The sequence below is a fragment of the Aggregatibacter segnis genome (assembly GCF_003130075.1).
Lineage (GTDB): Bacteria > Pseudomonadota > Gammaproteobacteria > Enterobacterales > Pasteurellaceae > Aggregatibacter > Aggregatibacter segnis_A.
Window position 1 is genome coordinate 23,745 of the sequence record NZ_NRCW01000003.1, and the last position, 22,616, is coordinate 46,360.

Consider the following 22,616-nt stretch of genomic DNA (forward strand, 5'->3'; position numbering starts at 1 on the left):
TTATGGGTTTTCCTTCATGTCTTTTGGCATTTCTTCTTTGATCCGTTGGCGGAAACGCCCTGCCGCCATGTGATAAAACGGCTTCGGATTAAATTGGCGTGAAATAATGGAGGAAATCAGGCAGCAAATCAATAGCCAAATCAATACAGGTTGGCAGCCGGTCATTTCCATCACGATAACGCTGGCGGTGACCGGCGATTGGGTCGCACCTGCGAGAAATGCTGCCATACATAACAACACCAGCAAGCGCTGGTCGACTGAACCGTCAGTAAAGGCGGCAACTTGTACGCCAAGCCCTGCACCGATGGTAAGCGATGGGGTGAAAATACCACCGGCAATGCCTGTCCAATATGTGCCTACTGTGGCGAACAGTTTCATGATGCCAATGTCGCTTTGTACCGCTTGGCCATCGAGTGCTTGGGTGACAACTTGGTAGCCGGTACCGTAACTTTGGCCGTTGGTGTAAACGCCAAGTGCGGTCAAAATTAGGCCTAAAATAATGGCAGTGAAAATAGGGTGCTTGCGTATCCAATGACGACAGAAAGGGATGGTCCCGGCAGCCCCTTTGATTAACAAGCGGCCGAAAATTCCTCCGCTGACACCGCTCACTGTGCCACAAACCAAAACCCATAAACATAAATAAGGCATATCGGTGACACCTTGATATGTTGGAAAATAGGGGTTGTTACCTTCAATCGCCACCAAAATAAAACCGGCAGCGAGCACCCCTAACAATACGCGCCGTTCCCAACGCAATAACACGCCACGTCCCAATTCCTCTATGGCAAAAATAACGCCGGCTAAAGGCGCATTAAATGCAGCGGCAAGGCCACCGGCCGCCCCGGTTGCCATCAGTTCATTCGCACTCAATCCATTAAATGCCACGCCGTATTTTCGGCACAAGTTGCCCCACCATAACATCACGGCTGCACCGACTTGCACGGAAGGACCTTCCCGTCCTACGGAGGCGCCGATAAGCATCGCTAAAAACGTGAGTGGAATTTTCCATAGAGTTTGTCCAAAGGCGACTAAACGGTTTTTATTGGCTTGATGGGGCAGGCTAAGCGAGGCAATCACTTGCGGGATGCCACTGCCACCGACATAAGGTGTGTATTTGGCGATGAACCAGGTTAAGAGCGCCAAACCGCCGGGCAAGATAAACCAAACGGCAATCGGATGTTGTTGTGTCCATTGGGCATTCCATTCCAAGCCCAAATCCGCAAGTTTGGCAAAGCCAAGGGAAAATAATGAAACCAAGCTGGCGCCGATCAGTAAACAGGTAAATTCAACGCTTTTATGGGAGATTCGATAGGTTTGACGTAATTTCTTGTGTAAAACATACCGCACTTTAATGGCGTTATGACGTAAAAAAAGAAGCACAGTGTTCATGATGAGGTTAATGTTGGGTGATGAGGTTAAAATTTTTTCACATAGAAAATTTTTTGTTCGAATTTTATACCAATAAAAAGCCCTTTGTTAGACATTTGTTCAAAATCTTTACATTACGAGCGGAAATTCGAAACGATATTTACTTGCCTTTCTTTTAGAATGAAGTCGTTCGCAAGGAGTAGGTTGTATGTCGAATAAATAGTTTGTGAATAGCTTGGCTATTCGGATTAAGTCAATAAACAAAAATCAAGGAGATTATTATGGCTTTCAATCTTAAAAACAGACACTTATTAAGTCTTGTTAATCACTCAGAACGTGAAATCAAATATTTATTAGATTTATCCCGAGACTTAAAAAGAGCAAAATATGCCGGTACCGAACAACAAAAATTAAAAGGCAAAAACATTGCGCTAATTTTTGAAAAAACCTCTACCCGCACCCGTTGCGCCTTTGAAGTCGCTGCTTATGACCAAGGCGCCCAAGTTACTTACATCGATCCAAACTCATCTCAAATTGGCCACAAAGAAAGTATGAAAGACACTGCCCGCGTATTAGGCAGAATGTACGATGCTATTGAATATCGTGGTTTCAAACAAGAAATTGTGGACGAATTAGCAGAATATGCCGGTGTGCCGGTGTTCAACGGTTTAACCGATGAATTCCACCCAACACAAATGTTGGCGGACGTGCTAACCATGATTGAAAACTGCGATAAACCATTAAGTGAAATCAAATATGTTTACATCGGTGATGCGCGCAACAACATGGGTAACTCCTTGTTGTTAATCGGTGCTAAATTGGGTATGGATGTACGTATTTGCGGACCGAAAGCCTTATTGCCGGATGCAGAGTTAGTTGACATGTGCGAAAAATTTGCAAAACAAAGTGGTGCACGAATTACGGTAACCGATGATATTGATAAAGCCGTGAAAGGCGTTGATTTCGTGCACACCGACGTATGGGTCTCCATGGGTGAGCCATTAGAAACCTGGGGCGAACGCATTAAATTATTATTACCTTATCAAGTGACACCTGAATTGATGAAACGCACCGGCAATCCACGTGTGAAATTCATGCACTGCTTACCGGCATTCCACAACAGTGAAACCAAAGTGGGGCGCCAAATTGCAGAAAAATACCCTGAATTAGCCAATGGTATTGAAGTGACCGAAGATGTCTTTGAATCTCCAATGAATGTGGCTTTCGAACAAGCAGAAAACCGCATGCACACCATTAAAGCCGTACTTTATTCCAGCTTAATTTAAGAGGTGGTATATGAGAATTGTTATTGCATTAGGTGGAAATGCCTTGTTGCGTCGCGGCGAGCCGCTCACCGCTGAGAACCAGCGATTAAACGTGCGCATTGCTTGCGAACAAATTGCGAAGATTTATCCAAATAACGAATTGGTCATCGCACATGGTAATGGTCCACAAGTAGGTTTGTTAGCATTACAAAGTGCGGCCTATAAAGAAGTGCCTCCTTATCCGTTAGATGTATTGGGGGCAGAATCTGTGGGTATGATTGGTTACATGATTGAACAAGAATTAGGTAACTTAGTGCCGTTTGAAGTGCCGTTCGCCACATTGCTATCACAAGTGGAAGTCGATATTAACGACCCGGCATTTAAGAACCCAACCAAACCAATCGGTCCGGTGTATTCCAAAGAAGAAGCGGAACGCTTAGCGAAAGAGAAAAACTGGAGCATTGCACAAGATGGCGACAAATATCGCCGCGTGGTGCCAAGTCCGTTACCAAAACGCATTTTTGAAATCAATCCGGTGAAATGGTTGTTGGAAAAAGGCAGTATCGTGATTTGTGCCGGTGGTGGCGGTATCCCTACTTACTACGATGAGCAACATAATTTGCGCGGCGTAGAAGCGGTTATCGATAAAGACTTATGTTCTGCATTACTTGCCGATAATTTGGAAGCAGATTTATTCATTATCGCGACTGATGTGTCAGCAACCTTTGTAGATTGGGGCAAACCAACACAAAAAGCTATCGCGTCAGCACCACCGGATGAAATTGAAAAAATGGGTTTTGCCGCCGGTTCTATGGGACCGAAAGTACAGGCTGCAGTGAATTTTGCACGTAGTACCGGTAAAGATGCGGTGATCGGTTCACTTTCCGATATCGTTGATATCGTGAAGGGTAAAGCCGGCACACGTATCACGAATAAAGTGAAAGAAATTTCTTATTATTCATAATAATAAACTCACTTTGAGTATTTTAGCAGTTCAAAGTAGAATGTGCGGTCGGCATAGTTGATGAATGATTATGCCGAACTGCTAACTTCGATATTGACGAGGAGTCTGCTATGGAAGCGTCTAATAAAAAAAAGGTCTTTAATTTCCCATCAGCGTTCACGATTTTATTCTTCATTTTAATCCTTGCGGTGGGATTAACATGGGTTATTCCTTCCGGTTCCTATTCTAAGTTGACCTATAATATGACCGAAAAAGTCTTTGTAGTAAAAGCTTATGGTGAGCAAGATAAAACCTATCCTGCTACGGAAGAAACCTTAAATAATCTTAATATCAAAATTAAACTCTCCAATTTCACCGAAGGGGTGATCAAAAAACCGATTGCCATTCCGGGCACTTATCAACGTATTGAACAACATTACAAAGGTATCAAAGATATTCCTATCAGCATGGTGGAAGGAACCATCGAAGCGGTAGATGTCATGGTGTTCATCTTCGTGCTGGGCGGTATGATCGGTGTGATTAATAGAACAGGGTCATTTAACGCAGGGCTCATGGCACTAGCACGGCGCACGAAAGGCAATGAATTTATGATTGTATTTAGTGTTTCCGTGTTGATGGTGTTAGGCGGTACAACTTGTGGTATCGAAGAAGAAGCCGTTGCGTTTTACCCTATCTTGGTGCCGGTATTTTTAGCGCTGGGGTATGATGCCATCATTTGTGTTGGTGCAATCTTCTTGGCTTCCTCTATGGGGACAGCGTTTTCCACAATTAACCCATTCTCAGTGGTTATCGCGTCTAATGCTGCCGGTATTCAATTTACTGAAGGGATTGGATTCCGTGCCATTGGTCTCTTGTTAGGGGCAACTTGCGTTATTGCTTACTTATATTGGTATGGTAAGAAAGTAAAAGCGGATCCGAGTTTTTCCTATACTTATGAAGATAGAGAAGAGTTTTATCATCGTTATATGAAAAACTTTGACCCAAATACCGTGGTTGAATTTACCTTAAGAAGAAAACTGATCTTAATCCTCTTCTGTATTGCTTTCCCAATCATGATTTGGGGGGTAATGGCTGGCGGTTGGTGGTTCCCACAAATGGCTGCTTCTTTCTTGTCCATCACAATTATCATCATGTTTATCAGTGGCTTGAAAGAAAAAGATATTGTGGAATCCTTTACCGAAGGGGCTTCCGAATTAGTTGGCGTTTCTTTGATTATCGGTTTGGCGCGTGGTGTAAACTTAGTGCTTGAACAAGGTATGATTTCCGACACCATTTTGGACTATATGTCTAACCTTGTAAGTGGTATGCCGGGTAGTGTCTTTATTCTTGGTCAATTAGTGGTCTTCATCTTCTTAGGCCTTATCGTGCCATCTTCTTCCGGTTTGGCTGTGCTTTCCATGCCAATTATGGCACCGCTTGCGGACGCAGTGGGTATTCCGCGTGACATCGTGGTTTCTGCCTATAACTGGGGTCAATACGCCATGTTGTTCTTGGCACCGACCGGTTTGGTGTTGGTGACATTACAAATGTTGCACATTCCATTTAATAAATGGGTGAAATTTGTGATGCCGATGATTGGCTGCTTATTGGTCATCGGGGCAATCCTACTGGTTGTTCAAGTCTCCTTATATAGCGTTTAACATCAATTTTAATAAAGGCCACCTATATCACAGTTTTTTATAGGTGGCCTTGTTATAATGCGCACGCGTTTTCTTTCCTAAAAAAGGATTTTTTATGTTTAAGAAATTATTCGATAACATTGATACGCGCATTTTAAAGGCTTTACAGCGCAACGGGCGCTTACAAAATAATGAGCTCGCCAAAGAAATCGGGCTATCAAATTCCGCTTGTTTGCGTCGAGTAAACCATTTAGAAGAAAGCGGTGTTATCGATGGTTATACGGCGTTATTGAATCCTAAAAAATTAAACCGCGATTTACTTGTTTATGTGCAGGGGACATTTTTTGAAGAAGATCCTGCCCTCAAAGAGCGGTTCATTTTTGAAGTAAAATTGATTCCGCAAATCACGGAATGCCATTTGATGGCGGGAAGTTACGATTTTATTTTAAAAATGCTGGTATCCGATTTGGATGAATTTCACGCCATAAAAACCAAATATTTGACCAAAGAGATCGGCATTAAAACGTTAAAGTCGGAAGTGTCGTTAAAAACTATTAAATACACTACCGAATTGCCTTTGTAATTCTCTGCTTCATTAATAAAGTGCGGTCGTTTTAGAAAACGTTTTTAAAATTCACCGCACATTTATCAATGTAAAAAGTAAGAAAAGGCTTGCAGTTCAGGCTGGGTTTTAGTAGAATTCACGGGCTTTAATTATAGAAGCCGTTTAATGTAATCATTTATTAAACGGGTATTACGATATGTAATACTAACAATGTCTCCGATTTGGAGACTATATAACAGGTAGCTTGCACCTCCTTTTCTTGTTGTTTTGATGTAAGAATTGTGATGGTGTTAGTTTTTTTATTAGCTAAATTTATTGGAGCTCTGGTCTCATGCAGAACCAAAGAATCCGTATCCGCCTTAAAGCGTTTGATCATCGTTTGATCGATCAATCCACAGCGGAGATCGTTGAAACAGCTAAACGTACCGGTGCGCAAGTGCGTGGTCCGATTCCTTTACCAACTCGTAAAGAGCGTTTCACAGTATTGATTTCTCCACACGTAAACAAAGATGCGCGTGATCAATATGAAATCCGTACTCACAAACGTTTAGTTGATATTGTTGAGCCAACAGAAAAAACTGTTGATGCTTTAATGCGTTTAGACTTGGCTGCCGGCGTTGACGTGCAGATCAGCCTAGGTTAATTAAGAGGTTATTACAATGATTGGTTTAGTCGGTCGTAAAGTCGGTATGACCCGTATCTTCAATGAAGATGGCGTGTCTGTACCGGTTACCGTTATCGAAATCGAAGCCAACCGCGTAACTCAAGTTAAAACTCTTGAAAACGATGGCTATACTGCAGTTCAAGTTACCACTGGCTCTAAAAAAGCAAGTCGTGTAACGAAGCCTGAGGCGGGTCATTTCGTGAAAGCTGGCGTTGAAGCTGGTCGCGGTTTATGGGAATTTCGTACTGAAGGTGAAGAATTCACTTTAGGTCAAGAAATTAACGTTGACATCTTCGCAGATGTTAAAAAAGTTGATGTTACCGGTACTTCTAAAGGTAAAGGTTTCCAAGGTGGTGTTAAACGTTGGAACTTCCGTACTCAAGATGCTACCCACGGTAACTCTTTATCACATCGTGTTCTCGGTTCTATTGGTCAAAACCAAACTCCGGGTCGTGTGTTTAAAGGTAAAAAAATGGCAGGACACTTAGGTGCTGAGCGTGTAACCGTTCAATCCCTTGAAGTTGTTCGTGTAGATGCTGAGCGTAAATTGTTATTAGTAAAAGGTGCCGTTCCAGGTGCTACTGGTAGCGATGTTATCGTTAAGCCGGCAGTTAAAGCATAGGTCTAGGAGATAGAGATGGAATTACAAGTTGTTGGTGCTAATGCACTCACTGTTTCTGAAACTACCTTCGGCCGTGAGTTTAACGAAGCGTTGATTCACCAAGTTGTTGTTGCTTATGCAGCAGGTGCTCGTCAAGGCTCTCGTGCACAAAAAACTCGTGCTGAAGTGTCCGGTTCAGGTAAAAAACCTTGGCGTCAAAAAGGTACAGGTCGCGCTCGTTCCGGTGATATTAAATCACCAATTTGGCGTTCTGGTGGTGTCACTTTCGCAGCGAAACCACAAGATCACAGCCAAAAAGTGAACAAGAAAATGTACCGCGGTGCAATCAAAAGCATTCTTTCCGAGCTTGTTCGTCAAGATCGTTTAGTTGTTGTTGATAAATTTGAAATTGATGCACCAAAAACCAAAGTATTAGTACAAAAATTAAAAGAATTAGCACTTGAAGATGTGTTAATCATCACAGCAAGTTTAGATGAAAATCTGTTCTTGGCAGCACGTAACTTATACAAAGTAGATGTTCGTGATGCTCAAGGTATTGATCCGGTAAGTTTAATTGCTTTTGATAAAGTAGTTGTAACTGTGGATGCTGTGAAGCAAATTGAGGAGATGTTAGCATGAGTCAAGAACGTTTGCTAAAAGTGCTTAAAGCACCACATGTCTCTGAGAAAGCAACAAATAATGCTGAGAAGTCAAACACGATCGTTTTCAAAGTCGCTTTAGATGCGAATAAAGTAGAAATTGCTAATGCAGTAGAGCAACTTTTTGAAGTGAAAGTGGATTCTGTTCGTACCGTTGTGGTGAAAGGTAAAACTAAACGCCGTGGTGCTAAGATGGGACGTCGCAGTGACTGGAAAAAAGCTTATGTTACACTTCAAGAAGGACAATCTTTGGACTTCGTTGAAGGCGCAGCAGAGTAATTACGGAGGAGTAGAAGATAATGGCTATCGTTAAATGTAAGCCGACCTCCGCTGGTCGTCGTCATGTTGTTAAAGTTGTTAATCCTGAGTTGCATAAGGGTAAACCTTTTGCTGCGCTTTTAGATACTAAATCTAAAACCGGTGGTCGTAACAACTATGGTCGTATTACTACTCGTCACATCGGTGGCGGTCACAAACAACATTATCGTTTAATTGATTTTAAACGTAATAAATTAGACATTCCTGGTGTTGTTGAACGTTTAGAATACGATCCGAATCGTTCTGCAAATATTGCTTTAGTGCTTTATAAAGACGGTGAGCGTCGTTATATCTTAGCACCAAAAGGTTTGGCTGCAGGTGATCAAATCCAAGCGGGTGCACATGCGCCAATTAAAGTTGGTAACTCATTACCAATGCGTAATATCCCGGTTGGTTCTACCGTACATAACGTTGAATTAAAACCAGGTAAAGGCGGTCAAATTGCTCGTTCAGCCGGTGCTTATGTACAGATCATTGCCCGTGAAGGTAATTATGTGACTTTACGTCTCCGTTCTGGTGAGATGCGTAAAGTGTTAGCTGAATGTTCTGCCACCATTGGTGAAGTAGGCAACTCAGAGCATATGCTTCGCGTATTGGGTAAAGCTGGTGCTAACCGCTGGAGAGGTGTACGCCCTACAGTTCGTGGTACTGCAATGAACCCAGTAGATCACCCACACGGTGGTGGTGAAGGTCGTAACTTTGGTAAACACCCAGTAACACCTTGGGGCGTTCAAACTAAAGGTAAGAAAACTCGCCATAACAAACGTACTGATAAATATATCGTACGTCGTCGTGGTAAATAATTTTAATTAAATAAGAGGATAAGCCATGCCACGTTCTCTCAAGAAAGGTCCTTTCCTTGACCTACACTTGTTGAAGAAGGTAGAGAAGGCGGTGGAAAGCGGGGATAAAAAACCAATTAAAACTTGGTCCCGTCGTTCAATGATCATTCCATCAATGATTGGATTGACCATCGCAGTCCATAATGGTCGTCAGCATGTTCCTGTTTATGTTTCTGATGAAATGATCGGTCATAAATTAGGCGAATTTGCACCGACTCGTACTTACCGCGGTCACGCTGCGGACAAGAAAGCTAAGAAGTAAGGGGTAAAAGATGGAAACTATTGCAAAACATCGTTACGCTCGCACTTCAGCGCAAAAAGCTCGCTTAGTTGCGGATTTAATCCGTGGCAAGAAAGTTGCTCAAGCTCTAGAAATTCTTACTTACACGAATAAAAAAGCATCTGCTTTAGTGAAGAAAGTTCTTGAGTCAGCGATTGCTAATGCTGAGCACAATGACGGTGCAGATATCGATGATCTTAAAGTTGCGAAGATTTTCGTAGATGAAGGTCCAAGCATGAAACGTGTTATGCCACGTGCTAAAGGTCGTGCAGATCGTATTTTAAAACGTACAAGCCACATTACTGTGGTTGTGTCAGATCGTTAATCGTAGAGGAATAACAATGGGTCAAAAAGTACATCCACATGGTATTCGCCTAGGTATTGTAAAACCTTGGAGCTCTACTTGGTTTGCGAATACACAAGACTTCGCTGACAATCTTGAAGGCGATTTCAAAGTACGTCAATTCTTAAACAAAGAATTAGCGAATGCTTCCGTTTCACGTATCACTATTGAACGTCCTGCGAAAAGTATTCGTGTTACTATTCACACAGCTCGCCCAGGTATCGTAATTGGTAAAAAAGGTGAAGATGTTGAGAAATTGCGTAATGCAGTAGCAAAAATTGCTGGCGTTCCTGCACAAATCAACATTGCTGAAGTGAAAAAACCTGAATTAGATGCAAAATTAGTTGCAGACAGCATCGCTTCACAATTAGAACGTCGTGTTATGTTCCGTCGTGCTATGAAGAAAGCGGTACAAAATGCAATGCGTTTAGGCGCTAAAGGTATCAAAGTTGAAGTTAGCGGTCGTTTGGGCGGTGCTGAAATTGCTCGTTCTGAATGGTATCGTGAAGGTCGCGTGCCTCTACATACATTGCGTGCGGACATCGACTATAACACTGCAGAAGCTCATACTACATACGGCGTAATCGGCGTTAAAGTATGGATCTTCAAAGGTGAGATTCTTGGTGGAATGGCTGCGCTAGCGCAACCGGAACAACAACCTGCCGACAAGCCTAAAAAGGCTCCGCGCGGTAAAGGTCGTAAGTAAGGAGAATCGCTAAATGTTGCAACCAAAACGTACAAAATTCCGTAAAGTTCACAAAGGCCGTAACCGCGGTATCGCGGGCGGTACAGAAGTTAGCTTCGGTACTTTCGGTTTAAAAGCAGTTGGTCGTGGTCGTTTAACTGCGCGTCAAATTGAAGCCGCTCGTCGTGCTATGACACGTGCAGTAAAACGTCAAGGTAAAATCTGGATTCGTGTATTCCCAGATAAACCAATTACTGAAAAACCATTAGAAGTCCGTATGGGTAAAGGTAAAGGTAACGTTGAGTACTGGGTAGCCTTAATCCAGCCGGGTAAAGTTCTCTATGAAATGGATGGTGTGTCTGAAGAGATCGCAAGAGAGGCATTTGCTTTAGCAGCTGCTAAATTGCCAATTAAGACCACTTTCGTAACTAAGACGGTGATGTAATGAAAGCTCAAGAACTACGTACAAAAAGTGTTGAAGAGCTGAATGCTGAATTGGTTAACTTGTTAGGTGAGCAATTCAAGTTGCGTATGCAAGCAGCCACCGGTCAGCTTCAACAAACCCATCAGTTAAAACAAGTGCGTCGTAGTATTGCACAAATTAAAACTGTTCTAACCGAAAAGGCGGGTGAGTAATGACTGATAAAATTCGTAGCGTGCAAGGTCGTGTAGTAAGTGACAAGATGGAGAAATCTTTCGTTGTTGCTATTGAACGCAAGGTTAAACACCCACTTTATGGTAAGTTTATCCGCCGCACAACTAAACTACATGTGCACGATGAAAATAACGAAGCTAAATTAGGTGATTTAGTAGAAGTTCGCGAATGTCGTCCGATTTCTAAAACTAAATCATGGACTTTAGTTCGTGTAGTTGAGAAAGCAGTGATTGCTTAATTAACAACAAAAAGTAATAAAATAAAAGCCAATAGCGTAAAGTTGTTGGCTTTTCATTTTTTAAACGCTTGAAATTCTGACCGCACTTCTATTTTCTCACATAAGTATAAGAGGGAGATGAGATTTTACTAACTGGAATTTTTTCCTATAAGTAAATTTTTAGAAATAAAATCCCGTTGCTTTTCGTATCTAATTTTGCTAAACTCCGCCACCTCTCCGTCGTACATATTTAGTAATATGTTAGCGGAAGGTTCGTCCCGCAAGGGTGGTTTTTTAATTTAACGGAGCACTAATATGATCCAAGAACAGACTATGCTGGATGTTGCTGATAACTCAGGGGCTCGTAGCGTAATGTGTATCAAGGTTCTAGGTGGATCGCACCGTCGTTATGCTGCTATTGGCGACATCATCAAAATTACCGTAAAAGAAGCAATTCCACGTGGTAAAGTTAAAAAAGGTGATGTGTTAAAAGCAGTTGTTGTGCGCACCAAGAAGGGTGTTCGTCGCCCAGATGGGTCAGTTATTCGTTTCGATGGTAATGCCTGTGTAATTTTAAATAATAACACCGAGCAACCAATCGGTACTCGTATTTTTGGACCGGTGACTCGTGAACTTCGTTCTGAGAAATTCATGAAGATCATTTCTTTAGCTCCAGAAGTACTGTAAGGAGAATGTAATGGCTGCAAAAATCCGTCAAAATGATGAAGTAATTGTGCTTACTGGCAAAAGCAAAGGTAAGCGCGGCAAGGTAACAAAAGTGTTATCTAACGGTAAAGTGATTGTTGAAGGTGTAAATATCATCACTAAGCATGAAAAACCGGTACCTGCTTTAGGTAAAGAAGGTGGTTTAGTGAAGAAAGAAGCTGCGATTGATGTGTCAAACGTTGCAATTTTTAACCCGACAACAAACAAAGCTGACCGAGTAGGTTTTAGATTTGAAGACGGCAAAAAAGTACGTTTCTTTAAATCTAACAATGAAATTATTTAACAAACTGGAGTAATGCGATGGCGAAACTGCATGATTACTACAGAGATCAAGTAGTAAATGAATTGAAAACTAAATTCAACTACTCATCTGTCATGCAAGTCCCACGAATCGAAAAGATAACCCTAAATATGGGTGTGGGTGAAGCATTGACCGATAAAAAATTGCTAGATAATGCAGTAGCAGATTTAGCAGCAATTAGCGGTCAAAAACCTTTGGTTACTAAAGCTCGCAAGTCTGTTGCCGGCTTTAAAATCCGTCAGGGATATCCAATCGGTTGTAAAGTAACACTACGTGGTGAACGTATGTGGGAGTTCTTAGAACGTTTAATTACAATTGCTGTTCCACGTATTCGTGACTTCCGCGGTTTAAGCGCGAAATCATTTGATGGTCGTGGAAATTACAGTATGGGTGTGCGTGAGCAAATCATCTTCCCTGAAATCGACTACGATAAAGTAGATCGTGTACGTGGTTTAGATATTACTATTACCACAACAGCTAAGAATGATGAAGAAGGTCGAGCACTATTGGCTGCCTTTAATTTCCCATTCCGTAAGTAAGGCAGGTTGCAAATGGCTAAACAATCAATGAAAGCACGCGATGTAAAGCGCGTCAAATTGGCTGAAAAATTTTATGCGCAACGCGTAGAATTGAAAAAAATTATTTCTGACGTTAATGCCTCTGACGAAGACCGTTGGAATGCCGTGATGAAGTTACAAACTTTACCACGTGATTCTAGCCCTAGTCGTCAACGTAACCGTTGTCGTCAAACTGGACGTCCTCACGGCGTTCTTCGTAAGTTTGGTTTAAGCCGTATTAAGGTTCGTGAAGCTGCTATGCGCGGTGAAATCCCAGGCCTTAAGAAAGCTAGCTGGTAATATGCCACTTTAATTTGGAATCGGAGTAAAAGCACAATGAGTATGCAAGATCCTATCGCAGATATGTTGACCCGTATTCGTAACGGTCAAGCTGCGAATAAAGTTGCGATCAGTATGCCTTCATCCAAGCTAAAAGTTGCAATTGCCAATGTATTAGCTAGCGAAGGTTATATCGAAAGCGTTAAAGTAGTTGAAGGTGTAAAACCTGAATTGGAAATTACATTAAAATATTTCCAAAATAAACCGGTTGTAGAGAGTATTCAGCGTGTAAGTCGCCCAGGTCTTCGTATTTACAAACGTAAAGACGAATTACCGAAAGTAATGGGTGGTTTAGGTATTGCTGTAGTATCTACATCTAAAGGTGTAATGACTGACCGTGCAGCTCGTCAAGCGGGTTTAGGCGGTGAGATCATTTGTTATGTAGCTTAATGGAGAGGTAGGAAAATGTCTCGTGTTGCAAAAGCACCTGTTAGTATTCCTGCCGGTGTTGAGGTAAAACTTAACGGACAGTTACTAACAATTAAAGGTAAAAATGGTGAGTTATCTCGCTCTATCCATCATTCAGTAGAAGTTAAACATGAAAATAATGAATTAACATTTTCACCTCGCGAAGGTATTGAAGGTGGTAATGCTCAGTCAGGTACTGCTAGAGCATTAGTTAATTCCATGGTTATCGGTGTGACTGAAGGATTTACAAGAAAACTACAATTAGTAGGTGTAGGTTATAGAGCTCAAATTAAGGGAAATGCTGTTGCTTTAAGTCTTGGATTTTCTCACCCTGTTGAGCATGTTTTACCTGCAGGAATTACTGCTGAGTGTCCTTCTCAAACTGAAATTATTTTGAAAGGCTCAGATAAACAGTTGATTGGTCAAGTTGCTGCAGATATTCGTGCTTATCGTCGCCCTGAACCGTATAAAGGTAAAGGGGTACGTTACGCTGATGAAGTGGTACGTATTAAAGAAGCTAAGAAGAAATAATTAAGGTAACACTATGGATAAGAAATCAGCTCGTATCCGTCGTGCGGCTCGTGCGCGTCATATGATGAGAGAGCAGGGAGTAACTCGTTTAGTTATTCATCGTACTCCACGTCATATCTACGCTCAGGTGATCGCACCAAACGGTTCGGAAGTGCTTGCTGCTGCTTCTACTGTTGAGAAAGTAATTAGTGAGCAAGTGAAATATACCGGAAATAAAGAAGCAGCCGCTGTTGTCGGTAAAGTTGTTGCGGAAAGAGCATTAGCAAAAGGCGTTAAAGACGTGGCTTTTGATCGTTCTGGTTTTAAATATCATGGCCGTGTCCAATCTTTAGCGGATGCTGCTCGTGAAGCTGGTCTACAGTTCTAATTGAGGTAATTTGAGATGTCAAACATCGAAAAACAAGCTGGTGAACTGCAAGAGAAGCTAATTGCGGTAAACCGCGTATCTAAAACTGTGAAAGGTGGTCGTATCATGAGCTTCACTGCGTTGACCGTAGTGGGTGATGGTAATGGTCGTGTCGGTTTTGGATATGGCAAAGCGCGTGAAGTTCCTGCAGCTATTCAAAAGGCAATGGAGAAGGCGCGTCGTAATATGATCAATGTAACTTTAACTGAAGGAACATTGCAGCACCCTGTTAAAGGTGTTCACACAGGTTCTAGAGTATTTATGCAACCTGCTAGTGAGGGTACCGGTATCATTGCCGGTGGTGCAATGCGTGCTGTGTTAGAAGTTGCTGGCGTACGTAACGTATTGTCAAAGGCTTATGGTTCAACTAACCCAATCAATGTTGTTCGTGCAACTATTGATGCTTTAGCAAATATGAAATCACCAGAAATGGTTGCTGCTAAACGTGGTAAATCAGTTGATGAAATTTTGGGGTAATTAATAATGGCTAAAACTATTAAAGTAACGCAAGTTCGTAGTTCTATTGCTCGTTTACCGAAGCATAAAGCTACGCTACGTGGTCTTGGTCTTCGCCATATGCATCATACTGTTGAGTTAATTGATACTCCGGCAGTACGTGGAATGATTAACCAGATTTCATATATGGTTAAAGTGGAGGAGTAATAGATGCGTTTAAATACTCTATCTCCGGCTGAAGGTGCTAAGCATAGTGCTAAACGTCTTGGTCGTGGTATCGGTTCTGGTTTAGGTAAAACCGGTGGACGTGGTCATAAAGGTCAAAAATCTCGTACCGGTGGCGGTGTTCGTCGTGGGTTTGAAGGTGGTCAAATGCCTTTATATCGTCGTTTACCTAAATTTGGTTTTACTTCAATGAAGTCTGCAGTAACAGCAGAAGTTCGTTTAGATGACCTAATCAAAATTGAAAATGGCATTGTAACTTTAGAGACACTAAAAGCAGCTAATATTTTAACTAAGGATATTCAGTTTGCTAAGGTAATTTTAGCTGGTGAAGTTAAAGTTAAGTTAGTTGTTCGTGGATTACGTGTTACTAAAGGCGCTAAAGCAGCTATTGAGGCTGTTGGCGGTTCAATTGAGGAATAATTAATGGCTAAGCAACCAGGCTATCAAACGAGAAGTGTTCAAGACGGTAAAAGTGAACTGAGAAGCAGATTATTATTTGTTCTTGGAGCGCTTATTGTTTTCCGTATTGGTTCGTTCATTCCGGTTCCTGGTATAGATGCAGCTGTGTTAGCTCAATTAATTGAACAGCAAAAAGGCACCATCATTGATATGTTTAATATGTTCTCTGGTGGTGCATTGAGCCGAGCTTCTATTTTTGCTTTGGGTATTATGCCTTATATCTCGGCATCAATTATTATTCAGTTGTTAGCATCGGTTCATCCAGCACTTGCTGAGTTAAGAAAGGAAGGTGAATCTGGTCGTCGCAAAATTAGTAAGTATACCCGTTATTCTACGGTTGTTCTTGCTACCTTGCAGGCGGTTGGTATTTCAACGGGTTTACCTAACATGCTACCAGGCCTAGTTCCGAATCTAGGGTTTGGGTTCTATTTTACTGCCGTGATTAGTTTAGTTACAGGAACCATGTTTTTAATGTGGCTAGGCGAGCAAATTACAGAGCGTGGTATTGGGAATGGCATTTCTTTAATTATCTTTGCTGGTATTGTGGCAGGATTGCCTGCGGCTGTAGGTCAAACAATTGAGCAGGCTCGTCTTGGTCAGATGCATTTTCTGGTTCTTATATTAATTGCTGTAATTGTCTTCGTAGTTACTTATTTTGTTGTTTTCGTAGAACGAGGGCAAAGAAGAATTAAAATTGAGTATGCTAAACGCCAACAAGGTAGACAAATCTTGGGGGGACATACTACTCATCTTCCATTAAAAGTGAATATGGCAGGTGTTATCCCAGCAATTTTTGCATCAAGTATAATTCTTTTCCCAGCAACATTAACTCAATGGGTTGGGCAAGGGTCAAGCTTAGAATGGCTAACTGATTTATCAATGTTATTGCATCCTGGGCAACCTTTATACTTGATTGTTTATGCTACTGCAATTATCTTCTTTAGCTTTTTCTATACTGCAATGCAATATAATCCTAGAGATACAGCAGATAACTTGAAAAAATCAGGTGCATTTATACCTGGAATTAGACCTGGGGAACAAACATCTCGGTATATCGATAAAATTATGACTAGATTAACTCTTATTGGTGGTCTATATGTCACATTTGTTTGTTTAGTTCCTTATATCATGACATCAGCTTGGAATGTGCAGTTTTATTTTGGCGGTACCTCTTTGCTAATTGTTGTGGTGGTCATTATGGATTTCATCGTTCAGATTCAGAGTCATTTGATGTCTACAAAATATGAATCTGCGTTGAAAAAAGCAAACCTCAAAGGTTTTGGACAATAGTCCAATTATTCAAAAGGATAAGCAATGAAAGTTCGTGCTTCCGTTAAGAAATTATGTCGTAACTGTAAGATTGTTAAACGCGAAGGTGTTGTTCGTGTACTTTGTAGCGATCCTAAGCATAAGCAACGTCAAGGTTAGTTGATATTTTTCTTGCAAAGAACAGGTTGGGTATATATACTACCCAACTCATTTATTTCCTCGACGCTCTGTTTGAGTATCCTGAAAACGGGCTTTTCAAGATCAGAGTGTCAACTAATTAACAATAGGAGTGCATAGTGGCCCGTATTGCAGGCATTAACATTCCTGATCATAAACACGCTGTAATCGCTTTAACTGCAATTTACGGTATTGGCAAAACCCGCTCAAAAAGCATTTGTGCTGCTGCGGGTATTGCCGAAGATGTTAAGATCAGCGAATTGTCTGAAGAGCAGATTGACAAACTGCGTGACGAAGTTGGTAAATTTACCGTCGAAGGGGATTTGCGTCGTGAAGTAACACTTAACATTAAACGCCTATTAGATTTAGGTTGTTATCGTGGTTTACGTCATCGTCGTAGTTTACCGGTACGTGGTCAACGTACTAAAACTAATGCGCGTACCCGCAAGGGTCCTCGTAAGCCGATCAAAAAATAGTCGGGGTAAATTAAGATGGCAAAAACACCAGTTCGTGCACGTAAACGTGTAAAAAAACAAGTTGTAGATGGCGTTGCACATATTCACGCATCTTTCAATAACACAATCGTTACTATAACTGATCGTCAAGGTAATGCCCTCGCTTGGGCTACCGCAGGTGGTTCAGGTTTCCGTGGTTCTCGTAAATCCACCCCGTTTGCTGCACAGGTTGCTGCTGAACGTTGTGCTGAAGTTGTAAAAGAATTCGGCTTGAAAAACTTGGAAGTTATGGTAAAAGGACCTGGTCCTGGTCGTGAGTCAACTATTCGTGCATTAAATGCGGCAGGTTTCCGTATTACGAATATTACTGATGTGACTCCGATTCCTCATAACGGTTGTCGTCCACCGAAAAAACGTCGTGTTTAATGACGTTATAGGATAGTTGGAGAAAGAAAATGGCAAGATATTTGGGTCCTAAACTCAAGCTAAGCCGCCGTGAAGGTACTGATTTATTTCTTAAATCAGGCGTTCGTGCGATTGATTCAAAATGTAAAATTGATACTGCGCCAGGTCAACATGGTGCACGTAAGCCACGTTTATCTGACTATGGTAGTCAGTTACGTGAGAAGCAAAAAGTTCGCCGTATGTACGGTATTTTAGAACGTCAATTCCGTAATTACTACAAAGAAGCAAATCGATTAAAGGGTAATACAGGTGAAAATCTATTAGTATTACTTGAGGGTCGATTGGATAATGTAGTTTATCGTATGGGATTTGCAGCAACTCGTGCTGAAGCTCGCCAGTTAGTGAGTCATAAAGCTATCGTTGTTAATGGTCGTGTGGTAAACATCCCATCTTTCCAAGTTTCAGTTAATGATGTGATTGCTGTTCGTGAAAAATCTAAAAAACAAGCACGTATTAAAGCATCATTAGAATTAGCAGAACAGAAAGAAAAACCAACTTGGTTAGAAGTTGACGCTGCTAAAATGGAAGGTGTATTCAAACGTGTTCCTGAGCGTTCTGATTTATCAGCAGACATTAATGAACATCTGATCGTTGAGCTTTATTCTAAATAATAGAGCTTAGAAGCAAAGAGAGGATAAAATGCAGGGTTCTGTTACAGAATTTTTAAAACCACGTTTAGTTGATATTGAGCAAATTAGCTCAACTCAGGCTAAGGTGATCTTAGAGCCTTTAGAGCGTGGTTTCGGTCATACTCTAGGAAATGCACTACGTCGAATTCTTTTATCTTCAATGCCAGGTTGTGCTGTTACTGAAGTAGAGATTGATGGTGTACTGCATGAATATAGTAGTAAAGAAGGTGTACAAGAAGATATTATCGAAGTGCTGTTAAACTTAAAAGGTTTAGCTGTAAAAGTACAAAATAAAGATGATGTTCTTTTGACACTTAGTAAGTCTGGAATTGGCCCTGTTGTTGCTGCAGACATTACCCATGATGGTGATGTTGAAATTGTAAATCCTGAACATGTCATTTGCCATTTAACAGATGAGAGTGCGTCAATTAATATGCGCATTCGTGTCCAGCGTGGTAGAGGATATGTCCCAGCATCTGCTCGTACTCAGAATCAAGATGAGGACCGTCCAATTGGACGTTTATTGGTAGATGCTTGTTATAGCCCTATTGACCGTATTGCTTACAATGTTGAGGCAGCACGTGTTGAACAACGAACCGATTTAGATAAATTGGTTATTGAGCTAGAAACAAATGGTACCATTGATCCTGAGGATGCGATTCGTCGTGCAGCAACAATTTTAGCAGAACAGCTTGATGCATTCGTTGATTTGCGTGATGTTCGTCAGCCTGAAGTTAAGGAAGAGAAGCCAGAATTCGATCCAATTCTGCTTCGTCCTGTTGATGACTTAGAGTTGACAGTTCGTTCTGCTAACTGTTTGAAAGCAGAAACAATTCACTATATCGGTGATTTAGTTCAACGTACAGAAGTTGAGTTGTTAAAAACTCCTAATTTGGGTAAAAAATCACTTACTGAAATTAAGGATGTGCTCGCTTCAAGAGGCTTATCACTAGGTATGCGCCTTGAAAATTGGCCACCAGCAAGTATTGCTGAAGACTAGTTTGGTCGTAGGTTAAAGATTTTTCTGAGAAGGATAAGGTTATGCGCCATCGTAAGAGTGGTCGTCAACTAAACCGTAATAGCAGTCATCGTCAAGCGATGTTCCGTAATATGGCAAGTTCTTTAATTGGTCATGAGATCATTAAAACAACTTTGCCTAAAGCAAAAGAATTACGTCGAGTAGTTGAGCCGTTAATTACTTTAGCAAAAGTAGACACTGTGGCAAATCGCCGCTTAGCTTTTGCTCGTACACGCAATATTGAAACTGTTGCAAAATTATTTAATGAATTAGGTCCACGTTTTGCTCAGCGTGCTGGTGGTTACACCCGCATTCTTAAATGTGGTTTCCGTGCAGGCGATAATGCACCAATGGCTTACATTGAGTTAGTTGATCGTCCGGAAGTTTCTACTGAAGAAGCTGTAGCGGAATAAGATTTTAATTTATTAACTAAAAAGGTCGAATGGCAACATTCGACCTTTTTTATTTTTAAAGAGTTATAGGCTTAAAATATCGTAATATATCACTCTTATTTAGTTCTCTTTCTAACCCATAAATCTGCGTATTTTACAAAAGTAGAGTGTGCAGAAAGAATTGCTAGTAATAACCCTGCCTTGCCATCCAAGAAACCTAATCGAATAAAATACATTTTTACAAAACAACCGATAGCATGGGTTATGCCTTGCCATAAGGTGGCTTTTTTACCCGCTTTTTCTCGTTGCTCTGCCCATGCTTTGGCATAGCCGGCAGATTTGACTAAGTAATGATGAATATCTTGATAAGTGTAATGAAGCAAATCGCCATTTAATTTTTGAATCTCCGCATTGGCAGGCAATTCGACTTTTTCATGCACTAATTGATCTCCATAGTGGGCGAAATCTGTGCGGTAAAGACGAATGACATAATCGGGATACCAGCCGGAGTAGCGAATTTGGCTACCGAACACTTCGCTTAAACGCGGGATTTTGTATGCTGTATTTGGTGCATCTTGTGCTATTGCATTTTGAATAGATTGGCGTAATTCTGGTGTGACTCGTTCGTCTGCGTCTAACCATAGTACATAATCACTGGTGACATGTTGTTGAGCCAATTGGCGTTGTTTACCAAAGCCAGGCCAATCAATATTCTGGTAAAATTTTGCACCGTATTGCTCGGCGATGCGTTGCGTATCGTCTGTACTGCCGGAGTCTAAAATGATGATTTCATCTACCCAATCTTTCACCGTATTTAAGCAAGATGCGAGGTGATGGGCCTCATTTTTGACAATCATCGCAACACTGATAGTAGGCATGTTTTTATCCTTTGTGAATCTGTTGCAAACGCTTATACTAAGCGCTTGTTTATCATTATTAATTTTCGCAATTCTAACATAAGCCGGCGTATTTTCTATGTTACGTTTTTTTTATACCTGTGTAATGTATCTTGCCCAGCCATTTTTGTGGTTGACACTGCTGGCTGGTAGCATAAAGGCATCTAATGCCCGTAAACGTTTGAGTGAACGTTATGGCTTGTATTGTAAGTTGTCCTCGCCTAAACCTAATGGTGTGCTTATTCATGCCGCTTCTGTGGGAGAGGTCATCGCTGCAGTGCCACTGATTAAGCGTATTCAGCACGATTATCCGGATTTGCCGATTACCGTCACGACCATGACACCTACCGGTTCTGATCGCGTTAAAGCGGTTTTTGGAGAAAGTGTTACTCACGTTTATTTGCCTTATGATTTACCTGATGCCGTTGCACGCTTTATTCTTTTTGTGCAGCCAAGTTTAGTCGTGGTGATTGAAACGGAACTTTGGTTTAACCTGATTCATCAACTGGCCAAGAAACAAATTCCATTTGTTATTGTGAATGCCCGCTTATCAGCACGCTCTACCAAACGTTATGGTTGGTTTAAAAAGGCATTAAAACCGCTTTTAGAGAACATCACTTTAATTGCTCCGCAAGATGAGGTGAGTTTATCGCGTTACGCTCAATTAGGGATTGCGCCAGAACGCTTAAAATTGGCCGGCAACATTAAATACGATTTAAATTTAACAGACGATTTATTGGCTAACATTTCGGCATTAAAAACCCAATGGAATACTGGTCGCCCTGTTTGGATTGCGGCGAGTACCCATGAAGGTGAAGATGAAATCATCTTAAAAAGCCACCGCACTTTACTGCAGCGCTTTCCCGATTTATTACTGATTTTAGTCCCTCGTCATCCTGAGCGTTTTAATTCCGTTGCACAGCTTATTGAACAACAACGTTTTAATTATATTCGTCGTAGCGGATATTTGATTCCACAGGCAGAAACGCAAGTAGTACTCGGTGATACGATGGGTGAGCTGATGTTGCTATACGGCATGGCAGATGTTGCCTTAGTTGGCGGGAGTTTAGTGGCACATGGCGGGCATAATCCGTTGGAGCCGTTAGCGTTCAAATTGCCGGTGATTAGCGGTAAACATACCTTCAATTTTCCTGAAATATTTGCCAAGTTGGAAGCGCGTCAAGGCGTGTTAATGACGGAAGAAAGTCCTCAAGCCGTGGCAGAGGCTGTTGCACAGTTTTTAGAATCACCGACGCTTAGCCAACGTTATGGTAATGCAGGTTATGCAGTATTAAATGAAAATCGCGGTGCGTTGCAACGAGTGATGGATTTATTAAAACCTTATTTGAATGAGGCAAACTAAATGACAACGGTAATTTATCCCGGTACTTTTGACCCCTTAACTAATGGCCATTTAAATATTATTGAGCGAAGTGCGGTGCTTTTTTCTCACGTTTTGGTAGCCGTAGCCGAAAGCCCAAGTAAGAAACCGTTATTCAGTTTGGCGGAGCGGGTAGCGTTGGCGCGTCAATCAACAGCGCATTTGCCAAATGTGGAAGTGATTGGGTTTAATAATTTATTAGCGGACACCATTGCGGAATATCATGTCAAAGCGATTATTCGGGGGGTGCGTAGTACGACAGATTTTGAATATGAAGTTCAGCTAGCCCATCTTAACCGTTTGTTGACGCATGGTGTTGAGAGCCTGTTTTTTCCACCGGTCGAGCAATGGTCTTATGTGTCTTCTACGATGATTCGTGAGATTTATCTTCATAATGGCGACATGAGCCAACTTGTTCCACCGGCCGTGTTAAAGGCGTTGCAGCATAAACGAGAATTAGGTACATAGGCATCTGTAACTT

Annotated in this window: 36 protein-coding genes; 34 read left to right on the forward strand and 2 right to left on the reverse strand. The window is 41.5% G+C overall.

The genetic code is table 11. From position 1 onward, the window contains the following. The gene (locus DK415_RS03910) at positions 1 to 1,389 is read right to left on the reverse strand and encodes a chloride channel protein (protein WP_109432559.1); all 1,389 of its coding nucleotides are present in this window, start codon (positions 1,387 to 1,389) and stop codon (positions 1 to 3) included. A 260-nt stretch (positions 1,390 to 1,649) separates the two neighbouring features. Here DK415_RS03910 and DK415_RS03915 point away from each other — a divergent pair, with 260 nt between their 5' ends. From DK415_RS03915 to rplQ, 32 genes are all read left to right on the forward strand, one after another. Next, complete coding sequence (locus tag DK415_RS03915) at positions 1,650 to 2,654, forward strand: ornithine carbamoyltransferase (RefSeq protein WP_005715736.1); 1,005 nt, start codon at positions 1,650 to 1,652, stop codon at positions 2,652 to 2,654. Positions 2,655 to 2,664: 10 nt separating this feature from the next. Continuing rightward, on the forward strand, positions 2,665 to 3,597 hold the full coding sequence (arcC, locus tag DK415_RS03920; protein ID WP_048750166.1) for a carbamate kinase: 933 nt from the start codon (positions 2,665 to 2,667) through the stop codon (positions 3,595 to 3,597). A gap of 110 nt (positions 3,598 to 3,707) precedes the next feature. After that, complete coding sequence (locus tag DK415_RS03925; protein ID WP_109432560.1) at positions 3,708 to 5,237, forward strand: YfcC family protein; 1,530 nt, start codon at positions 3,708 to 3,710, stop codon at positions 5,235 to 5,237. Between the two features lie 94 nt (positions 5,238 to 5,331). Beyond that, positions 5,332 to 5,799, forward strand: coding sequence for an Lrp/AsnC family transcriptional regulator (locus DK415_RS03930; RefSeq protein WP_109432561.1), 468 nt, complete (start codon positions 5,332 to 5,334; stop codon positions 5,797 to 5,799). Positions 5,800 to 6,112: 313 nt separating this feature from the next. Beyond that, positions 6,113 to 6,424, forward strand: coding sequence for a 30S ribosomal protein S10 (gene rpsJ / locus DK415_RS03935; protein ID WP_001181005.1), 312 nt, complete (start codon positions 6,113 to 6,115; stop codon positions 6,422 to 6,424). A gap of 16 nt (positions 6,425 to 6,440) precedes the next feature. Next, on the forward strand, positions 6,441 to 7,067 hold the full coding sequence (gene rplC / locus DK415_RS03940) for a 50S ribosomal protein L3 (protein WP_005704440.1): 627 nt from the start codon (positions 6,441 to 6,443) through the stop codon (positions 7,065 to 7,067). Between the two features lie 15 nt (positions 7,068 to 7,082). Continuing rightward, complete coding sequence (gene rplD, locus DK415_RS03945; RefSeq protein ID WP_005556240.1) at positions 7,083 to 7,685, forward strand: 50S ribosomal protein L4; 603 nt, start codon at positions 7,083 to 7,085, stop codon at positions 7,683 to 7,685. Further along, the gene (rplW, locus tag DK415_RS03950) at positions 7,682 to 7,984 is read left to right on the forward strand and encodes a 50S ribosomal protein L23 (protein WP_005701885.1); all 303 of its coding nucleotides are present in this window, start codon (positions 7,682 to 7,684) and stop codon (positions 7,982 to 7,984) included. The genes rplD and rplW overlap by 4 nt, the downstream gene beginning before the upstream one ends. A gap of 20 nt (positions 7,985 to 8,004) precedes the next feature. Continuing rightward, positions 8,005 to 8,826, forward strand: coding sequence for a 50S ribosomal protein L2 (gene rplB / locus DK415_RS03955; RefSeq protein ID WP_005701883.1), 822 nt, complete (start codon positions 8,005 to 8,007; stop codon positions 8,824 to 8,826). Positions 8,827 to 8,851: 25 nt separating this feature from the next. After that, positions 8,852 to 9,127, forward strand: a complete 276-nt coding sequence (rpsS, locus tag DK415_RS03960) for a 30S ribosomal protein S19 (RefSeq protein WP_005539416.1) — start codon at positions 8,852 to 8,854, stop codon at positions 9,125 to 9,127. 10 nt (positions 9,128 to 9,137) lie between these two features. Then, positions 9,138 to 9,470 carry a 50S ribosomal protein L22 gene (gene rplV / locus DK415_RS03965; RefSeq protein ID WP_005539363.1) on the forward strand — a complete coding sequence of 111 codons (333 nt, stop codon included), beginning with the start codon at positions 9,138 to 9,140 and terminating at the stop codon, positions 9,468 to 9,470. A 16-nt stretch (positions 9,471 to 9,486) separates the two neighbouring features. After that, the gene (gene rpsC / locus DK415_RS03970) at positions 9,487 to 10,194 is read left to right on the forward strand and encodes a 30S ribosomal protein S3 (RefSeq protein WP_005715746.1); all 708 of its coding nucleotides are present in this window, start codon (positions 9,487 to 9,489) and stop codon (positions 10,192 to 10,194) included. Between the two features lie 13 nt (positions 10,195 to 10,207). Next, positions 10,208 to 10,618, forward strand: a complete 411-nt coding sequence (rplP, locus tag DK415_RS03975) for a 50S ribosomal protein L16 (RefSeq protein ID WP_005715748.1) — start codon at positions 10,208 to 10,210, stop codon at positions 10,616 to 10,618. Beyond that, complete coding sequence (rpmC, locus tag DK415_RS03980) at positions 10,618 to 10,809, forward strand: 50S ribosomal protein L29 (protein ID WP_005539356.1); 192 nt, start codon at positions 10,618 to 10,620, stop codon at positions 10,807 to 10,809. Before rplP ends, rpmC begins: the two co-directional genes overlap by 1 nt. Next, a complete protein-coding gene (gene rpsQ, locus DK415_RS03985; RefSeq protein WP_005539352.1) occupies positions 10,809 to 11,066 on the forward strand; it encodes a 30S ribosomal protein S17 in 258 nt (85 codons plus the stop codon). Before rpmC ends, rpsQ begins: the two co-directional genes overlap by 1 nt. 294 nt (positions 11,067 to 11,360) lie before the next feature. Next, complete coding sequence (gene rplN, locus DK415_RS03990; RefSeq protein ID WP_005548786.1) at positions 11,361 to 11,732, forward strand: 50S ribosomal protein L14; 372 nt, start codon at positions 11,361 to 11,363, stop codon at positions 11,730 to 11,732. 10 nt (positions 11,733 to 11,742) lie between these two features. After that, the gene (rplX, locus tag DK415_RS03995) at positions 11,743 to 12,054 is read left to right on the forward strand and encodes a 50S ribosomal protein L24 (protein ID WP_005548785.1); all 312 of its coding nucleotides are present in this window, start codon (positions 11,743 to 11,745) and stop codon (positions 12,052 to 12,054) included. 17 nt (positions 12,055 to 12,071) lie between these two features. After that, positions 12,072 to 12,611, forward strand: coding sequence for a 50S ribosomal protein L5 (gene rplE / locus DK415_RS04000; protein ID WP_005715751.1), 540 nt, complete (start codon positions 12,072 to 12,074; stop codon positions 12,609 to 12,611). Between the two features lie 12 nt (positions 12,612 to 12,623). Then, the gene (gene rpsN / locus DK415_RS04005) at positions 12,624 to 12,929 is read left to right on the forward strand and encodes a 30S ribosomal protein S14 (protein ID WP_005715753.1); all 306 of its coding nucleotides are present in this window, start codon (positions 12,624 to 12,626) and stop codon (positions 12,927 to 12,929) included. A 36-nt stretch (positions 12,930 to 12,965) separates the two neighbouring features. Further along, positions 12,966 to 13,358 carry a 30S ribosomal protein S8 gene (gene rpsH, locus DK415_RS04010; RefSeq protein ID WP_005715755.1) on the forward strand — a complete coding sequence of 131 codons (393 nt, stop codon included), beginning with the start codon at positions 12,966 to 12,968 and terminating at the stop codon, positions 13,356 to 13,358. A gap of 15 nt (positions 13,359 to 13,373) precedes the next feature. After that, positions 13,374 to 13,907, forward strand: coding sequence for a 50S ribosomal protein L6 (gene rplF, locus DK415_RS04015; RefSeq protein WP_109432562.1), 534 nt, complete (start codon positions 13,374 to 13,376; stop codon positions 13,905 to 13,907). Between the two features lie 13 nt (positions 13,908 to 13,920). Continuing rightward, the gene (gene rplR, locus DK415_RS04020) at positions 13,921 to 14,274 is read left to right on the forward strand and encodes a 50S ribosomal protein L18 (RefSeq protein ID WP_048750160.1); all 354 of its coding nucleotides are present in this window, start codon (positions 13,921 to 13,923) and stop codon (positions 14,272 to 14,274) included. Between the two features lie 15 nt (positions 14,275 to 14,289). Beyond that, the gene (gene rpsE / locus DK415_RS04025) at positions 14,290 to 14,790 is read left to right on the forward strand and encodes a 30S ribosomal protein S5 (protein ID WP_005715763.1); all 501 of its coding nucleotides are present in this window, start codon (positions 14,290 to 14,292) and stop codon (positions 14,788 to 14,790) included. A gap of 6 nt (positions 14,791 to 14,796) precedes the next feature. Beyond that, positions 14,797 to 14,976, forward strand: coding sequence for a 50S ribosomal protein L30 (rpmD, locus tag DK415_RS04030; RefSeq protein WP_005715766.1), 180 nt, complete (start codon positions 14,797 to 14,799; stop codon positions 14,974 to 14,976). 3 nt (positions 14,977 to 14,979) lie between these two features. Continuing rightward, complete coding sequence (gene rplO / locus DK415_RS04035) at positions 14,980 to 15,414, forward strand: 50S ribosomal protein L15 (RefSeq protein WP_109432563.1); 435 nt, start codon at positions 14,980 to 14,982, stop codon at positions 15,412 to 15,414. 3 nt (positions 15,415 to 15,417) lie between these two features. Further along, the gene (secY, locus tag DK415_RS04040) at positions 15,418 to 16,743 is read left to right on the forward strand and encodes a preprotein translocase subunit SecY (RefSeq protein ID WP_005715771.1); all 1,326 of its coding nucleotides are present in this window, start codon (positions 15,418 to 15,420) and stop codon (positions 16,741 to 16,743) included. A gap of 24 nt (positions 16,744 to 16,767) precedes the next feature. Continuing rightward, positions 16,768 to 16,881, forward strand: coding sequence for a 50S ribosomal protein L36 (gene rpmJ, locus DK415_RS04045; RefSeq protein WP_005548767.1), 114 nt, complete (start codon positions 16,768 to 16,770; stop codon positions 16,879 to 16,881). 137 nt (positions 16,882 to 17,018) lie between these two features. Further along, positions 17,019 to 17,375: a 30S ribosomal protein S13 gene (gene rpsM, locus DK415_RS04050; RefSeq protein WP_005548758.1), complete on the forward strand. Its 357-nt coding sequence runs from the start codon at positions 17,019 to 17,021 to the stop codon at positions 17,373 to 17,375. A 15-nt stretch (positions 17,376 to 17,390) separates the two neighbouring features. Further along, positions 17,391 to 17,780, forward strand: a complete 390-nt coding sequence (gene rpsK / locus DK415_RS04055; RefSeq protein ID WP_005701868.1) for a 30S ribosomal protein S11 — start codon at positions 17,391 to 17,393, stop codon at positions 17,778 to 17,780. A 29-nt stretch (positions 17,781 to 17,809) separates the two neighbouring features. Continuing rightward, on the forward strand, positions 17,810 to 18,430 hold the full coding sequence (gene rpsD, locus DK415_RS04060; RefSeq protein ID WP_109432564.1) for a 30S ribosomal protein S4: 621 nt from the start codon (positions 17,810 to 17,812) through the stop codon (positions 18,428 to 18,430). Positions 18,431 to 18,458: 28 nt separating this feature from the next. Continuing rightward, the gene (locus DK415_RS04065) at positions 18,459 to 19,448 is read left to right on the forward strand and encodes a DNA-directed RNA polymerase subunit alpha (protein WP_109432565.1); all 990 of its coding nucleotides are present in this window, start codon (positions 18,459 to 18,461) and stop codon (positions 19,446 to 19,448) included. Positions 19,449 to 19,489: 41 nt separating this feature from the next. Next, positions 19,490 to 19,879, forward strand: coding sequence for a 50S ribosomal protein L17 (gene rplQ, locus DK415_RS04070; RefSeq protein ID WP_048750157.1), 390 nt, complete (start codon positions 19,490 to 19,492; stop codon positions 19,877 to 19,879). Between the two features lie 95 nt (positions 19,880 to 19,974). Here rplQ and DK415_RS04075 read toward each other — a convergent pair whose 3' ends face one another. Then, positions 19,975 to 20,736, reverse strand: coding sequence for a glycosyltransferase family 2 protein (locus DK415_RS04075; protein WP_109432566.1), 762 nt, complete (start codon positions 20,734 to 20,736; stop codon positions 19,975 to 19,977). Positions 20,737 to 20,833: 97 nt separating this feature from the next. Between DK415_RS04075 and waaA the strand changes: the two genes are divergently transcribed. Both waaA and coaD read left to right on the forward strand, forming a co-directional pair. Next, the gene (gene waaA, locus DK415_RS04080) at positions 20,834 to 22,117 is read left to right on the forward strand and encodes a lipid IV(A) 3-deoxy-D-manno-octulosonic acid transferase (protein WP_109432567.1); all 1,284 of its coding nucleotides are present in this window, start codon (positions 20,834 to 20,836) and stop codon (positions 22,115 to 22,117) included. Further along, on the forward strand, positions 22,118 to 22,603 hold the full coding sequence (gene coaD / locus DK415_RS04085) for a pantetheine-phosphate adenylyltransferase (RefSeq protein ID WP_109432568.1): 486 nt from the start codon (positions 22,118 to 22,120) through the stop codon (positions 22,601 to 22,603). Positions 22,604 to 22,616 lie beyond the last annotated feature (13 nt).